This is a genomic window from Bradyrhizobium sp. AZCC 2262, from assembly GCF_036924535.1.
Lineage (GTDB): Bacteria > Pseudomonadota > Alphaproteobacteria > Rhizobiales > Xanthobacteraceae > Bradyrhizobium.
Genome location: NZ_JAZHRT010000001.1, coordinates 8,585,729 through 8,598,950 on the forward strand (window position 1 = coordinate 8,585,729; position 13,222 = coordinate 8,598,950).

Sequence of the window (13,222 nt, forward strand, 5' to 3'; positions counted from 1 at the left end):
GGCTTCAAGCATGTCAGCAGATCCACGCATCAAACCGGTAGCCGCGATCGCGACGGCGCCACTGTTCGACATCGTCGTCGATCTCAATCCAAAACTGAACATCGGTGACGGCCCGCTCGGCCGCCGCATCCTGTTCGGTGCGGCCGGCGGCACCTTCGAAGGCCCAAGGCTGCGCGGCGAGGTGGTGCCGGGCGGCGGCGACTGGGCACTGTTTCGCGCCGATGGCGCCATGTCGCTCGACGTCCGCCTGACGCTTCGCACGCATGACGGCGCGCTGGTGCACATGACCTATGGCGGCCGCTGGATCACGCCGCCCGAATTGCGGGCCGAGATGGCTGATCCTGCGAAGCGATATCAGGTCGATCCGTCGCATTACTATTTTCGAACCAACCCGCTGTTCGAAACCGGCGCGGAGCCATACGCCTGGATGAACGATATCGTCTGCGTCGGGTCGGGATATCTGGTCGAGGGCGGCATCGCGTATAACGTCTGCCAGATCGTCTGAAGGTGCGTCTTGCGGATGGCGCGATCCTGCTATCGCTACCGCGCGGCATGGCAGCCAAGGCGCGCGGCACGGATTCCTATAGGATCTTTTCGAAGTAATACCGACGAATGCCACCGCCCAGCGTCTTGTTGCTCGCCTGCTCGGCGACGGCTTCGTTCAGCAACCGGTATCCCGCGTGCCCATACAGTTCGAGCGCAGCCGGCTGCAATTCAGATGTGCTTAATTCAAGTCTTTGCATGTCAAGCCGACGGCATTCAGCTTCCGCAAATTGCAGCATCAGCCGGGCGATCCCGCTACGTCGGGCGGATGGGTCGACATACATGCGACGCAGCTCCATGGCGTCAGTCGCTGCGGGTTCAAGGCCGAACATGCCGACGACTTTCTTCTCCCTCAGCGCGACCCAAAAGCCGCCGCCTCGCTCGCCATAGTATGCTGCGACGCGTTCCATTTCGTCGGTCAATGAACGAACAATGTAAGCCTCAAAGGCATCGCGCATATGCGGCGGCGACAGCAGTCGGTTGACGATGATGAATAGCTCGCGCACTTGAGGTGCATCTTCCTCCCGGAACGGTCGGATCGTTACTTCGACGCTCAAGTTCGGTTCTCCTTCATGATGCGGCTGGCCACGATCCGCGCTGACGGATGATCGTCCAGATCCAGGCGGCAGCGGCGAGCGCCAGGGCGGCAAGAGGGGCCCAGGCCTGCGGCTCTCCCATCGTCCGGAGCGTCATGCCGCTCAGGAGGCACCAGAGAACGGGGATCGGCAGCAGCACTGGCAAAAGCCTGCCGCGGGCGAGAAGCAAAAGGCCGAGCGTCGCGATCGCCGTCGGATCCGGCGCGATGCCAAAGACCTCGGACGAGGCCCAGCCGCGTCCCTGGAGTGGCGCCAGCAACGGCTGTCCCGCGAGTGCGAAGGCAAGGATGAGATATCCTATCCAACCGGCAGGCCCGCGCCGGTCGAAGGCGAGGCCATCGAGCAAGGACAGGATGAGGAGCAAGACGCCTTCAACGACGAAAGCCGGCGCGACATAGGCGACGGCCCAGTTGATGGTCGCGTAGCGATTCCACAGGAACGACCACCCGACGAAGATCCAGGAGATCGCGAGGATGAACGCGATCCAGCGTGCCCCGGTTCCCGGCCGCCACGCGATGAGCAGGATGATGATGAGGCCGGCGGCGAGCGTCAGCACGTGCAGAGGCCAGAGCGCCGCATTGTGCAATTCGAACATGCGCCAGTAGACGCGCGGCGAAAACAGCAGGAAGTTCACCGCCCGGTAGGTCCACCACTCCGACATCAAAGCGCCTTCACGTGGGCCGAGATGCGCTCCCGCATGGCCGGATCAGGCATTGGGCCGGCGGCGGCCGCGAGGTTTTCACGCACGTGGTCGACGCGGGTGGTTGCCGGAATTGCGACGGTGACGGCCGGGTGAGAGAGGATGAACTTCAGCATGAGCTGCGCCCAGCTCGACACCCCGAGTTCAATCGCCCATTCGGGCAGCGGCGCATTCTTGAGCCGGTTGGTGAGCGCCCCCTGCCGGAATGGACGGTTCGCAATCACGGCGATGCCGCGCTCCGCCGCCAGTGGCAGCAGCCGCGCCTCCGCCTCGCGGTCGACGACGTTGTAGGAGAACTGCACGAAATCGATCGGCTCGTTCCGCATGATCTGTTCGATGAGATCATGACGGCGGCCTTCGGATGTGGTGATTCCAACGTAACGCACCGTACCGGCCGCCTTCATCTGAAAGAGCGTCTGCAGATGCGCCTTCCAGGTGAGGAGATTATGAACCTGAACGAGGTCGAACTTCGGCACACCCCAGAAGCGACGCGATTGCTCGATCTGGGGCGGACCTCCCGCTGCCGATGACGTCCAGATCTTTTCGGCCGAGAATAGCGCAGAAGGTCGCCCGAGCTTTTGAAGGCCGTAGCCGATCACCGGCTGCGACGAGCCATACATGGGGGAGGAGTCGATCATGCGGCCGCCCGCCTCGAAGAAGGCGGCCATGACATCAGTGCATTCGTCCCTGAGCACGGGATCGTCGCCGACGTTGAAGGTGATCCAGGTCCCTAGTCCGACGATCGGTATCGCCTCGCCGGTCGAGGGTATGGGGCGGCGGGTGGGCGAGCCCGGCTGGGCGCGCAGAGAGCTTGGCAGGAGTGTTGCTGCGGCCGTGGCCGCCAGGGCAGCCTGCACGAACGTTCGGCGTGTCGTCCGCATCCGGTGCTCCATCATCGCGGTGGGCCACCGCCAGCTTCGTGATTCGAAATTGCCGATCAAGGCACTGGATCAAATAGGCAGTCGCGCGCCGTTCTCAATCTTCGATGGACGGCCGACATTGCTAGATCAGCTTCATCTCCTTCAAGCTCGCGTGACCGTTCTTGCCGACGGTGATGTGGTCGTGGACGGAAATACCGAGCGGGGTGGCGATCTGGACGATCGTTTTGGTCGTATGGATATCGGGCTGTGATGGCGTCGGATCACCGGAGGGATGGTTGTTCATCAATCCCTGCGCGACGTATCGCATTGATCCTGTTTGATTTTGGAATGGAGCGACCAGGATTGGGGGCGGTAATGGGGGCGATACGAAATGCTGGTCTTGCGTTTGTCCTGCAACATCGCACCCGGCCAATAACAACAATAAGCTAAAGCACGATGTCGGTTCGACCCTGCCATCGTGCTTTAGTCGTCGAATCAATCGAACAGCACCTTGGTTCGCGCCTCGTTGCGGGCCAATCCGTCGATTTCAGCAAGCCCCATCGCACCCCTCAGTTCCTCGAGCCAGTCCAGAAATTTGTCGATCAGGTGCTCCGGGCTCATCGAAAGAGCCGTGACCCTCATCCGCTCTGCTAGCTGATTAATCATCGATCCCCTCTCATTCGAGGATGAGCTACCCCCTCTCATCCGATGAACCACTCTCTCACGCGTTCGCCAAAGCGCGAAGCGGATAGTTAATAGATGGTAAATGCAGGCGATAACTAGATCAGCTTCATCCCCTTCAAGCTCGCATGCCCGTTCTTGCCGACGATGATGTGGTCGTGCACGGAAATACCGAGCGGGGTGGCGATCTCGACAATCGCTTTGGTCATCTGGATATCCGCCTGCGACGGCGTCGGATCGCCACTGGGATGGTTGTGGACCAGACTGCTCATCGACGTAGCGTGCTGTATCAATTGCGGTTTTCGGCGGAAAAAGCAGGGGAGGGGACGCCCACTGGGGACGGTATCTCGTGATGGTGCGTGATGATGCCGCATGATCATGCTGTGTCCTGTTCGATGTCGCTTGACCATACTCGATCATCGCAAAAGTCAGAGCCGTAGTTTTGGCCTTCTCACTGGGTTTGGATTCGAAGATTTTTTCCTGACATGCGGGAAAGACTTCGCAATCACTTGTGCCGCCACATCTGCCGAGCGAATTGGCGTTCCTCGTCACCCAAGACGTCACCGTAGATGCTCGTGGTCCGGAGCGTGGCGTGTCCCAGCCAGCGCTGTACGAGATGCGGGGGAACTCTGGCTTGAAAGGCGGACACGCCGAAGGTATGCCGCAATCCCTTCGGCGACGATGCGGGCGTGCTGACAGAGGCATCAGTCATCACCTGCTTAACGAGCCGCCACGCCGTGACGCGGCTCCAGGGCCAGAGGCGGCGAAGTCTCAACGCTGGATCACTTTGTCTCGCGCGAAGTTGGAATCGCCGTTCCAAATCGAGCAGCACGGATCGAGGCAGCGGGATCTGCCGAACGATCCCGCGCCGCCGCCGCTTCAACCGTCAGGAGAGCAACATCGCCGTTGTCGAGATCGATTGCTACGGGCGTGATCGCTAATACTTCAGACACGCGTCCTCCGCTTCGCATCAGTACCAAGCAGAAGAGCCGCTTGAGCGGATCGAGAGCTTCGACAGCGCACAGAAAGCGCCTGCGCTCCGCCGCGGTCAAGTATTTCCGGCCGCCGTTGCGGTCGAACAGGCTGAGTTCAGTGCCGGTCGTAGAAGAATGCATCCTGTCTCTAGCCCCACGCTGAAACAGAATCGCCAATTTTGTTGCAAGAGATTTGCCCAGGTTTTTGCTTGTATTTTTGGAAGGGGTGCGGCTGACCCGAAACCGATGATCAAAAGAGGGGCCTGAAAACCACGACATATCGCTCGACTGAAACAGTATTGGCGATATTGTAGCATCTCGCGATTCAATAGGGGAAATGCTCAGATGCTTCATGTCGCAATCGCCTTGACACGTTCGGGACTGGGATATGTGAAATCAATCATTCTTGGAATGTTCATCATCGTGGTCGCTGCCACCGCGTTTCTCAGCTTGAGCATGACCGCAGATGCCTATGCTCAATCACCGTGCGCGACTCCGGGGACGTGCACCTGCGCGCAAATTACTGTTGACTGCAAAAATTACTATCCGGCCGACGTATGCGCGAAGGCCGGACCAATCTGCCGTGAAGCATGTCGTAGCAGTGGTGGAAAGACTGCAAGCTTTATTGGTCCAGCAAGTGGTGCGACCCGCGTAGCGCGTTGTAAGTGAGTGCGCTTGATTGACATTACGCTATGGCGTGCGTCGATCGAGCTTTGGGCCGACGGGTATCCTGGGAATGCCTTCAGCCGCTCTAAACCTCATTCCGCTGCGCTACCTCCGCGGCAGAGCACGAGGTTCTTACGATCCCAGGCGTCCAGCTCGTCGATCGGGTAGAGCACCGCTTTTCCTATTTTGATGAAAGGCGGGCCGATCCTCGCCATACGCCAGTTGCGCAGCGTGCCGACGCTGATTTCGCCGCGGTAGCGCTCGGCGACTTCTTCGGCCGTGAGGTATTTGTCAGCCATCAGGAATACTCCCGATATTTCGTCAGAGCGGGATTTAGGAGCTCGGAAACAATGTTTTTCGCTTCCTCCGTAACAACCTCAACCTCTAGCCACTCGCCGCGCTGACGGGCTCGCCAAATACGCTTGAGCGTCGCAGGCGTGATCTTGATACCGGCCTTCTCCCACGATTTAGCCAACGCGGATTTGAGCTGGCCACCACCGCTTCGCTTAGGACTGTACGGCTTTCCACGGTGGGTTAGGAAAACATTACCGGTCCTCAGCGCGCACGGCGTCTGCTCCAACCTTTTGATGATCATCTCGTCCAGGTTGACCACGCGGATCCGACCTGTCGAACTTCTCAAGCGCGCCGCTTTTCGGATCAGATCGACATCGACCCAGCCTAGGCGCAATGTCTCGGATACGTCGGCTCCTGTGCGAAGCAGGAAGATCACCACATGCTTGAGGTGTGGCTGACAGCTGTGCACGAATTTCCAGAGATCTGCCTTGCTCGGTAGAGGAGACATTTCTTTCCGGAGTTTCGGCCGTTTGAGACGCCAGTGAGCACACCAGTGCTGCCGAGCCGAAAATTTTAGAACGGCGCTAATGGGCCCGTAACATTGTCGCGAACGCGTCGCCGGCGAACTGTCCTGCCAGAGCGACTGCGCGATGGCATCGATCATGTGTTGATCGATGTCGCACACGAAGACATCGGCAAGGCTCGCCAGGAGAGGAGACCTTATCAAATAACGGCCTTCTCCACCGCTCGCGATGTAGGCTTGAGCCGCGTCCGAAAATCGCACGCGAACTCGTTGACCGTGAACTGAAGGGCTGGGCGAGTTTCGATCAGCATGCGTCGATATGATAGGATTTTGAAGGCGTGCGTGGCGCGCCATGACATTCTCCATCAGCATGGAGCGTGCGGCGCCAGGGAAGCGACGGCAATCGCTTCCGAGCCCCCGGCTTTGCTGGGGGCTCACTCTTTGGCAGCCGCCGCCCGGCCTATTGGCCTGTTACGGTGGAGACCTGTCGTTTTCGATGAAGGGCGAGCCAACAACAAAAGACAGGTCCGAGCGTTGCCGCTCAAAAACCCGCCGTTGCTGCCGGCTCGTAGCTCGTTGGAAAAACGAGCGTACCAGACACCTCTGGTCACGTGGTTGAGGCTTAAGCCTCTTTCGTAGGGACTGCTAAACCGGTCTCTTGCCCGGCCCCGTCCACCGCGTCGATCGCTATGCAAACATACGTGCGTACTCAAAACTTATTCAAAATGCCGCGGGACGTCCATAGGGTAAGGAGCAAAAAAGAAGGCCGCCGTCGCTTGTGACGGCGGCAACCTATTTCTTAGAACTTATTTACCGACGCCGGCTGGTGTTTCCAGTGCGCTCGCGATCACGCGACTGATCCTCTGGCTGATCGTCTCTCGGCTTCCGAAGGACAATCTTGCAAATGCCATCCGGTCCAGGCAGCGGCAACGCCTGCAAAATGACGTTGTAGCTACCGTCTGAATTCTCAAAGGCAGCTCCCAGCGGCTGCCAGAACGCGTCCCGCCCTTCTCGTTCGATGACGCTAAAGGCCCGATACGCCGGCTCGTGACTCTGCTTCGACATGTCTTTTCCTTTCAATGAGACAAGTTGATCGCGTTGCGGATGAAAGCGAACGCATCATCAAGCGAAACCGCCCGGTGATCACCAAGATCGACGTGCGACAGTTCACCCTCTTGCTCGCACACCGTGGCAGCGATCCCGACGTACAGACGGCCATCGGCCGTGGGGCACAATTCGATGCCAAAGAACTCAATTGTAGCGGCACCGATGTGGGTGGCGGCCATAGACCCGCCCATACCAGCTTCGTTCATGCGTCTACTCCGTCTCGCGTGCTCAACATCGCGGAATTGCGATGCTGGGCGACGAGACAGATAGCTGCTCGAATCATACCTCTCTGCCGCGACCCAGCAAGGTTGTGCTCTTCGCGATCAATCTCACCAATCGGCACGGCCGCAACCTTGTTTGCAGAATCCCGACAACGGTTGCTGACTCGCGACTGCGGGCAATCAAAAGATTCGTCCGCGACCCTGCAGAACGAGGAGCACGACATGGCGAAATCTCACTGGTTCATTGAAGAAGAGGAAGGATGGAAAGACGGCTGCTTCGTAAGAACAACGACCTGTAAGCCGATCGAGCGCCCCGAAGCGGAGCTGATACGACAGGCACTAGAGCTGAAGGAGGTGGCGCGCGCGCAACACAAACTCCTGGAACCTTACCATGACCAGATAACAGTCATTCAAGCGCCGCGCCGTCACAAATAGGAGGACGTGATGTCACTTCGCACAATGACTTTGGCCGGCGCATTGGGAATGATCAGCTTCACCACAGATGCCCTTTGCCAAGGCCCGTACCAATATCAGGTCTACTACACCCGGGATCCTGATGCCGTTCTCGACTTACTGTTCATCCTCGCGCTCTGCCTCGCTGCGCTGCTCCTGGTTGCGTGGTTGGCAGGGTGGCTTTCTTCAGGATCATCAGACTCGCCCTGCGACTGCGCAGAATGCGTCGCGGAGCGCGAAGCTTCTCTGATGCGTGAAATAACAAAGCATCAGGAGGCTCACTCCGCGCTGATGCGCAGCGAGATCGATCACGCCCGGACATACGGCGAGTACCGCGAGCGTCCGGAGATCGCTGAACATGAGCAACGCCTACGCGAGCTGCGCAGCAAGCTTCGTTAATGGAGACGACCATGACCAAACACTACAGCGGTAAAGAGTTAGAGATCATCCCGCCGTCGCGGCCGGTGGCGAACGTCACCGCATCATCGATGGCGCCGGCTCCGCCTACACCGTACCGGGAAAATCCCGGCGGCATCATCTCGGGTGTTCCGCTGCGCTGGCAGGCGGACAGCCAGGCCAAAACGTACGACGCCTATACGCGCCGCGCGGTGGCGGAGCGAAAGCTTGTAGAAGCCGATACGGAGCTTGGCCGCGCCCTCGTGGATAATCGGCGAATGCGTCAAGAATATTCCGAGCTGCCTCAGATACTCGCGACGGACAGAGCGGTAAGAGTTCTAAAGCGTGGCGAAGAAATTCGCGAGCTCTGTCACACGATTGAGATAGCAGAAGCACGTCGGATGCAAGAACGTGCACGGGTCGAACTGGAAATGTATACGACCAAAGAGGCGTTTCTCGAAGCAGATCAAAAGCTGGAAGCGCAACGGCATTATGGGCCGCGATACCACGCTCTGCAGTGGGAGCACCGGATTAACGAGTGGGAACTGCAGGTTGAGGAGCAGCGCGTTGTCCTCGGGGAACACCGCCGTCGCCATGGTCGCGACGAACTGAGTCTCGACGATTTATATGCAGCGCGCGATCAATTGAATGCCGACGGCGCGGACACGACGCCGATTGATCGCGCCATTGAGCGCGCGATGGTCCAGCAGCAAAAGAGGCAGCGATGAAAACGATCAGAACCGGAGCGCTCGCCCTTCGCACTGAATTGCGCGAGCGCGTTTTCCGAATGCATCCCGCACTGCGCCCGAAGTGCGTTCCAGCAGTTGATCATACGGCGGTTATCCTCGGCCGGGACCTCGCCGGCGTTCCCATCTCACTCTCGGTGCGGGCGAGACAGGAGCACATGCACTGTGTGGGGACCACCGGTGGCGGCAAGACCCGGCTCATGCAGCACTGCGCCTGTCAGGATATCGCCCTTGGTCACGGGTTTTGTCTCATCGATCCGCACGGAAACCATCCGGGCAGCATGTATAGGTACATGATAGAACATCTCGCCCGGAGCCCGTTCCGTAAAAACCGCACGATCCACCTGATTGATCCCAACGTTGGATCCCACGTCACCGGCTTCAATCCATTGGCCCTGCCATCGGCAGAGTACGACCCGACCGTGATCGCCGAGGCGATGCAGCAGGCGTTGGAGCGCGTGTGGGGCGAAGAAGATATGAACACGAAGCCGACGATGCAGCGCGTACTCTCGACAATCCTCACGACACTGACCGAACTGAATTTGACCCTTGCAGAAGCAAGTCTGCTGTTCGATCCGAGCGACCAAACCGGCGTGCGCGCCTGGGCGATCCACGAGCTCGCCAACGAGGAAGCGCGGGCCGAGCTTGAGTGGCTGCACGCGATCGGCTCAGAGGCACGCGGGCATCAAGATTTCCGGCAGGAAGTGACCGGCCCCCGGAATCGACTCTCCAAGCTCACGCGAAGCCAAGCGGTGAAATTAATCGTCAGCCAGGATGTGAACGGCATCGATTTTCGGGCGGCATTGGATGAGGGACACATCATCCTTGCGAACCTGTCGCCTGGCCCGCTCGCCGGGGACAAGACAGTGGAAATGCTCGGCCGACTCCTCACGCGTTCAATTTTCTTTCACACCGTACGACGTCGGCGGCCAGATCGCCCGTTCTTCCTGTACCTCGATGAATGTCAGCTCTACCTGTCCGGCGACGTCTCGCGAATGCTCGCCGAGGCGAGAAAGTACGGAACCGGCGTCGTCCTTGGGCATCAAACGCTCTCGCAGCTGCGTGCTGCCGGCGAAGACGTGCTCGACGCCGTAAAGAGCACTACCAACATCAAGGTTGTCATGCGAATCAAGGACCCCACGGAAGCGGCTGAACTCGCCGACATGGTGGTGCGGCATAACCTCGAAATGCCGGTGAGTGTGCTCACCAAGCCAACGCTCATTGGCCATGAACTCGTGCGTCGCCAGTCGGGAAGCGACTCGTGGCAGGAGGGAATGACGGAATCGGAAGGCCGAACGATCGGCCACTCCGTAACGGAAAGCGAATCGTTCACGGAAAGCGAGAGCGACACCGTGAGCGAGAGCTGGGGAACGTCGGAGAGTGAGAGTTGGGGGACGTCGGACTCGGTATCCTCATCACAATCGGAAACCGATGCGTATGGGACCTCCACCGCGATCAACCTAGTGCCAAGTGACGGCGGCTCGTTGCCGGCCGCAGCCTCCGGCAACACGATCGGGGAGAGCGCCGGCACGTATTCAAACATGGGATGGACATCACCCAGCCGGCATGTGATCGGTGCTGCGAGGATGGAAGCCGCAGTCGTTGCCGGCGTCGGAATTGGCGAGAACCGACAGCGAAGTTCCAGCGACTCACATGGCTCACAATCAGGAACGAATCGCTCGAATGGCGTCACCACGTCATCGCAGCGCGGTACCGCCCGCACGAAGGGAAGCGCCTGGACCACGGGGGTCGCATACACGACGTCGGAATCGACCACACATGGCCTTTCGCACAATCATGGCCGCGGTGGGTCGCAAGGCTGGAGCGAGGCATTCGAACCGATCCTCGCCGATCGACCGACGTCGGTGCACAGTCTCGATAACGTGCGCTACATGGCGGGCGCGGTGCTGCGCAATTTCGCTGCAGGTTTTGCAGCGATCAGCCTCGTCGACGGCGACGGCCTCAAGACAGCCGTTCTGAAGGCGGCACGCGTCGCTGACTGCAAATTGACGCCTGAGCAATTCGACATGCTACGGCACGAATTCCTGCAGCGCAGCCCGTCTGCTGTTCCGATCGAAACTGCGCTCGCGTCGCTCGCTGCGCGGCAATCGAAACTCCTGCAGCGCGCCGGTCAGCTCCGTAATGCCGAACCGGAAGCGCCCCAGCAGTTCCGGACGAAACGGAAACGCAAAGAACCAGAAATGTCCGTCGATGCGCATGGTGAGAAATCTCCGCCGGAGCCACCGCCTGTCAAGGGTCCCGATCGCCGGAGGCGACGGCCGTAGGCCGCCCTTGACAGGCAACGGCCCGGCGGTACTGGGCTAACCATGCGCATAACGGGATCGTATGACGAACGGTACAATCAATGACATGGAAGCGAAGCGATCGCGGGGCAAATTGTTCACGCGTCCGGAGAAGCCGCGCGAAATCAGCATCACTGATCGCAATGTGGCACACCTTAAAAACCTTTCGCGGTTGCGGCTCTGCTCGACTGCGCAGCTCGCAGCGCTTGACGGGGGAAGTAGCCAGAAGGTCGAACGTGCACTCCTCGGTTTGTGGGAGAACGGCTACATCGAACGGCCCGAATCGCAGGTGACAAGCAGACGGAAGGAAAAAGGTTCACGGCCTTTGATCTACGGATTATCCAGAAAGGGTGCGTCGTACCTTCGGCGTCACGGCTTCGAGGTAACACGGCCGCTGTTGGACGGTATCGACAAGCACAAGGCAGCCGGGTGGCGCTTCATCGAGCACTCGGTTGGGATCTCCGCGTTTTTCGTTCAGCTCGAACTCGCGATCCGCGGCCGACAGGATCTGGGGATCCTCGAACGAGCTGAGATATTCGCCGACGCGCCAAAGCCGGTGCGCCGCGTCCGATTAGACGCGCGAATTCCGATCAACGGTTCGCCCCGAAGATGCACGGTCATTCCGGATGGGATTTTCGGCCTGCGATTCGAAGCAGAAGGCGAGGAATCATATTTTATGTATGAAAAGGATCGCGGCGAAATGCCGGTGACGCGGTTCCGAAATCAATACGGCACATACGTCGCGAAGAAATTGCACATATATCTCGAGGCGAGCCGGCAGCGGAAGCACGTCGATGAACTCGGTATTCCAAACTTCCGGGTGCTTGTCGAAACAACCACGCCCGAGCGTGTTGATCAGATGATCAAGGCATTGGAGGAACTGACCGGCGGCCGCGGGTCGAACATCTTCCTGTTCATCGATGAAGCGACACTCGCTGAATCGGACCCGCTGAACGCTGCTTGGACTAGCGGAAAAGGCGAACGGATCAGGATTGTAGATTGAGGCGTACTACATCATCCGGCAATACAAGGCCTTCTTAAAGTTCGAATCTCCCAGCACCAGCAGATTAGAAATACTTCCCTCCCTCGGTAGCTCGTGCTCATCCTTGTGATGAAGTTCAGAACACAAGGAACAGTCACCCGTGCTACACTCACACGTGAGGAATTGCCCAACCACACTCGTTTAAGAGCAACGAGCAAAACTCCATTTTTTCAAGTCGGACGGAATAGTACTGACTGAAATTAATAGCCGGCGAAAGGCCAGGTGTGCTGGCGCGCCCATATATCTAATACGAACAGTATGATGAATACGGAAAAAGAAGAGATTCGGAGGACGCTTGAGATCACGGCCGAAGAGTTGAAAGTCGAAGCTGCGCGGCTTGCCGTGACTGCCGAAGATAAAGAAAGTATCAGAATTCGGCTCGAGGTCACGGCAAGCAATCTCGCAGCGGTTGCGGAAGAAAAACGGGTTTCCGAAAAGCGTCTCGAAACCCTCTTACAGTCGGTGGAAAGAAGAGAGCTGAGAATGGTTGAGCTTAAGCGAACTATTGTGGAATTGAGAGCCCAGATAGCAGCTACCAAAAAAGAGGCTTAAAACATTACAAGACGGTTCCAACGTCGTACCAAACACCCACTCGAAGTGTTTAGTATTGGAGGTATTACTGACTAAATTACCGGGACTGTTTTCCGTGAAAGACGCCGAGGATGATGACCTGGTCGGGATCGCGCTCGAATACGATGACGTAGGGAAGTCCGCTCACTGTCCATTCGAACGTCCCCATGACCGTGCCAGGATGGCCGATATGCGAAAAGCGGCCGATACGATCGGTCTCCGAGAAAATGCGTGACGTGATGCGGTCCGCAGCATGGACGCTGCGCGCTTCGATATAGCGGTGAATACTTGCGATGTGCGCAAGTGCGTCGATAGTGAAGCGGACCTCCATGGTGTCAACGGCGGTGTGCTCGGGCGGCCGTGACTTCTTTCTCGGTTGCGAGGCGTGTTGAGCCAGAGGCGAGATTGCGCCGAATCTGTCGCACTTCATCTGCGTGACGCGGCTCTAGGCGATACTGGCGCTCATCGCTTGCGATGTACGCAAAAAGCGCGTCCGCAGCGGCATCCTGTTCGTCTTCCGGCAGCTCCCGGAGCTGTTCGATTGCTT

Annotated in this window: 19 protein-coding genes and 1 pseudogene; 7 read left to right on the forward strand and 13 right to left on the reverse strand. The window is 58.7% G+C overall.

The genetic code is table 11. From position 1 onward, the window contains the following. Positions 1-10: 10 nt before the first annotated feature. Positions 11-505, forward strand: a complete 495-nt coding sequence (locus V1283_RS40290) for a DUF3237 domain-containing protein (protein WP_334392115.1) — start codon at positions 11-13, stop codon at positions 503-505. Positions 506-581: 76 nt separating this feature from the next. On the opposite strand, the gene V1283_RS40295 is transcribed toward V1283_RS40290, so the two are convergent. The 12 genes and pseudogenes from V1283_RS40295 to V1283_RS40345 form a co-directional block, all read right to left on the reverse strand. Next, entirely contained in the window at positions 582-1,100 is a 519-nt protein-coding gene (locus V1283_RS40295) for a GNAT family N-acetyltransferase (protein WP_334392116.1), read from the reverse strand. A gap of 13 nt (positions 1,101-1,113) precedes the next feature. Then, positions 1,114-1,800 carry a DUF6064 family protein gene (locus tag V1283_RS40300; RefSeq protein ID WP_334392117.1) on the reverse strand — a complete coding sequence of 229 codons (687 nt, stop codon included), beginning with the start codon at positions 1,798-1,800 and terminating at the stop codon, positions 1,114-1,116. Next, positions 1,800-2,720 carry an aldo/keto reductase gene (locus tag V1283_RS40305; protein WP_334392118.1) on the reverse strand — a complete coding sequence of 307 codons (921 nt, stop codon included), beginning with the start codon at positions 2,718-2,720 and terminating at the stop codon, positions 1,800-1,802. Before V1283_RS40305 ends, V1283_RS40300 begins: the two co-directional genes overlap by 1 nt. Positions 2,721-2,841: 121 nt before the next feature. Continuing rightward, positions 2,842-3,006, reverse strand: a pseudogene (locus tag V1283_RS40310) (JAB domain-containing protein); the annotation flags it as partial. A 188-nt stretch (positions 3,007-3,194) separates the two neighbouring features. Further along, positions 3,195-3,365 (reverse strand): hypothetical protein, encoded by a 171-nt coding sequence (locus V1283_RS40315; RefSeq protein ID WP_334392119.1) that lies wholly within the window; start codon positions 3,363-3,365, stop codon positions 3,195-3,197. Between the two features lie 113 nt (positions 3,366-3,478). Further along, positions 3,479-3,790, reverse strand: a complete 312-nt coding sequence (locus V1283_RS44860) for a JAB domain-containing protein (RefSeq protein WP_442895819.1) — start codon at positions 3,788-3,790, stop codon at positions 3,479-3,481. A gap of 95 nt (positions 3,791-3,885) precedes the next feature. After that, the gene (locus V1283_RS44865; protein WP_442895820.1) at positions 3,886-4,212 is read right to left on the reverse strand and encodes a tyrosine-type recombinase/integrase; all 327 of its coding nucleotides are present in this window, start codon (positions 4,210-4,212) and stop codon (positions 3,886-3,888) included. Continuing rightward, positions 4,163-4,708 carry a hypothetical protein gene (locus tag V1283_RS40325; protein WP_334392120.1) on the reverse strand — a complete coding sequence of 182 codons (546 nt, stop codon included), beginning with the start codon at positions 4,706-4,708 and terminating at the stop codon, positions 4,163-4,165. Before V1283_RS40325 ends, V1283_RS44865 begins: the two co-directional genes overlap by 50 nt. 404 nt (positions 4,709-5,112) lie before the next feature. Beyond that, on the reverse strand, positions 5,113-5,319 hold the full coding sequence (locus V1283_RS40330) for a helix-turn-helix domain-containing protein (protein WP_442895821.1): 207 nt from the start codon (positions 5,317-5,319) through the stop codon (positions 5,113-5,115). Further along, positions 5,319-6,191, reverse strand: coding sequence for a hypothetical protein (locus V1283_RS40335; protein WP_334392121.1), 873 nt, complete (start codon positions 6,189-6,191; stop codon positions 5,319-5,321). Before V1283_RS40335 ends, V1283_RS40330 begins: the two co-directional genes overlap by 1 nt. Before the next feature lie 456 nt (positions 6,192-6,647). Then, a complete protein-coding gene (locus V1283_RS40340; protein WP_334392122.1) occupies positions 6,648-6,902 on the reverse strand; it encodes a hypothetical protein in 255 nt (84 codons plus the stop codon). Between the two features lie 11 nt (positions 6,903-6,913). Beyond that, positions 6,914-7,150, reverse strand: a complete 237-nt coding sequence (locus V1283_RS40345) for a hypothetical protein (protein WP_334392123.1) — start codon at positions 7,148-7,150, stop codon at positions 6,914-6,916. 237 nt (positions 7,151-7,387) lie between these two features. Here V1283_RS40345 and V1283_RS40350 point away from each other — a divergent pair, with 237 nt between their 5' ends. The 6 genes from V1283_RS40350 (at position 7,388) to V1283_RS40375 (ending at position 12,657) form a co-directional block, all read left to right on the forward strand. Then, a complete protein-coding gene (locus tag V1283_RS40350) occupies positions 7,388-7,600 on the forward strand; it encodes a hypothetical protein (protein ID WP_334392124.1) in 213 nt (70 codons plus the stop codon). A gap of 9 nt (positions 7,601-7,609) precedes the next feature. Next, positions 7,610-8,017, forward strand: a complete 408-nt coding sequence (locus V1283_RS40355; protein WP_334392125.1) for a hypothetical protein — start codon at positions 7,610-7,612, stop codon at positions 8,015-8,017. An 11-nt stretch (positions 8,018-8,028) separates the two neighbouring features. Beyond that, positions 8,029-8,742 carry a hypothetical protein gene (locus V1283_RS40360; protein ID WP_334392126.1) on the forward strand — a complete coding sequence of 238 codons (714 nt, stop codon included), beginning with the start codon at positions 8,029-8,031 and terminating at the stop codon, positions 8,740-8,742. Beyond that, a complete protein-coding gene (locus V1283_RS40365; RefSeq protein WP_334392127.1) occupies positions 8,739-11,045 on the forward strand; it encodes a type IV secretory system conjugative DNA transfer family protein in 2,307 nt (768 codons plus the stop codon). Before V1283_RS40360 ends, V1283_RS40365 begins: the two co-directional genes overlap by 4 nt. 85 nt (positions 11,046-11,130) lie before the next feature. Further along, positions 11,131-12,066: a replication-relaxation family protein gene (locus V1283_RS40370; RefSeq protein WP_334392128.1), complete on the forward strand. Its 936-nt coding sequence runs from the start codon at positions 11,131-11,133 to the stop codon at positions 12,064-12,066. Positions 12,067-12,366: 300 nt separating this feature from the next. After that, the gene (locus V1283_RS40375) at positions 12,367-12,657 is read left to right on the forward strand and encodes a hypothetical protein (protein WP_334392129.1); all 291 of its coding nucleotides are present in this window, start codon (positions 12,367-12,369) and stop codon (positions 12,655-12,657) included. A 76-nt stretch (positions 12,658-12,733) separates the two neighbouring features. On the opposite strand, the gene V1283_RS40380 is transcribed toward V1283_RS40375, so the two are convergent. Continuing rightward, entirely contained in the window at positions 12,734-13,105 is a 372-nt protein-coding gene (locus V1283_RS40380; RefSeq protein WP_334392130.1) for a type II toxin-antitoxin system RelE/ParE family toxin, read from the reverse strand. Positions 13,106-13,222 lie beyond the last annotated feature (117 nt).

What these genes read in the sequence shown, in the direction of transcription:
- V1283_RS40290 (WP_334392115.1), top strand. Translation starts at nt 11, where the DNA reads ATGTCAGCAGATCCACGCATCAAACCGGTAGCCGCGATCGCGACGGCG.
- V1283_RS40300 (WP_334392117.1), bottom strand. Translation starts at nt 1,800, where the DNA reads ATGTCGGAGTGGTGGACCTACCGGGCGGTGAACTTCCTGCTGTTTTCG.
- V1283_RS40305 (WP_334392118.1), bottom strand. Translation starts at nt 2,720, where the DNA reads ATGCGGACGACACGCCGAACGTTCGTGCAGGCTGCCCTGGCGGCCACG.
- V1283_RS40315 (WP_334392119.1), bottom strand. Translation starts at nt 3,365, where the DNA reads ATGATTAATCAGCTAGCAGAGCGGATGAGGGTCACGGCTCTTTCGATG.
- V1283_RS44860 (WP_442895819.1), bottom strand. Translation starts at nt 3,790, where the DNA reads ATGGTCAAGCGACATCGAACAGGACACAGCATGATCATGCGGCATCAT.
- V1283_RS40325 (WP_334392120.1), bottom strand. Translation starts at nt 4,708, where the DNA reads ATGAAGCATCTGAGCATTTCCCCTATTGAATCGCGAGATGCTACAATA.
- V1283_RS40330 (WP_442895821.1), bottom strand. Translation starts at nt 5,319, where the DNA reads ATGGCTGACAAATACCTCACGGCCGAAGAAGTCGCCGAGCGCTACCGC.
- V1283_RS40335 (WP_334392121.1), bottom strand. Translation starts at nt 6,191, where the DNA reads ATGGCGCGCCACGCACGCCTTCAAAATCCTATCATATCGACGCATGCT.
- V1283_RS40340 (WP_334392122.1), bottom strand. Translation starts at nt 6,902, where the DNA reads ATGTCGAAGCAGAGTCACGAGCCGGCGTATCGGGCCTTTAGCGTCATC.
- V1283_RS40345 (WP_334392123.1), bottom strand. Translation starts at nt 7,150, where the DNA reads ATGAACGAAGCTGGTATGGGCGGGTCTATGGCCGCCACCCACATCGGT.
- V1283_RS40350 (WP_334392124.1), top strand. Translation starts at nt 7,388, where the DNA reads ATGGCGAAATCTCACTGGTTCATTGAAGAAGAGGAAGGATGGAAAGAC.
- V1283_RS40355 (WP_334392125.1), top strand. Translation starts at nt 7,610, where the DNA reads ATGTCACTTCGCACAATGACTTTGGCCGGCGCATTGGGAATGATCAGC.
- V1283_RS40360 (WP_334392126.1), top strand. Translation starts at nt 8,029, where the DNA reads ATGACCAAACACTACAGCGGTAAAGAGTTAGAGATCATCCCGCCGTCG.
- V1283_RS40365 (WP_334392127.1), top strand. Translation starts at nt 8,739, where the DNA reads ATGAAAACGATCAGAACCGGAGCGCTCGCCCTTCGCACTGAATTGCGC.
- V1283_RS40370 (WP_334392128.1), top strand. Translation starts at nt 11,131, where the DNA reads ATGGAAGCGAAGCGATCGCGGGGCAAATTGTTCACGCGTCCGGAGAAG.
- V1283_RS40375 (WP_334392129.1), top strand. Translation starts at nt 12,367, where the DNA reads ATGAATACGGAAAAAGAAGAGATTCGGAGGACGCTTGAGATCACGGCC.
- V1283_RS40380 (WP_334392130.1), bottom strand. Translation starts at nt 13,105, where the DNA reads ATGAAGTGCGACAGATTCGGCGCAATCTCGCCTCTGGCTCAACACGCC.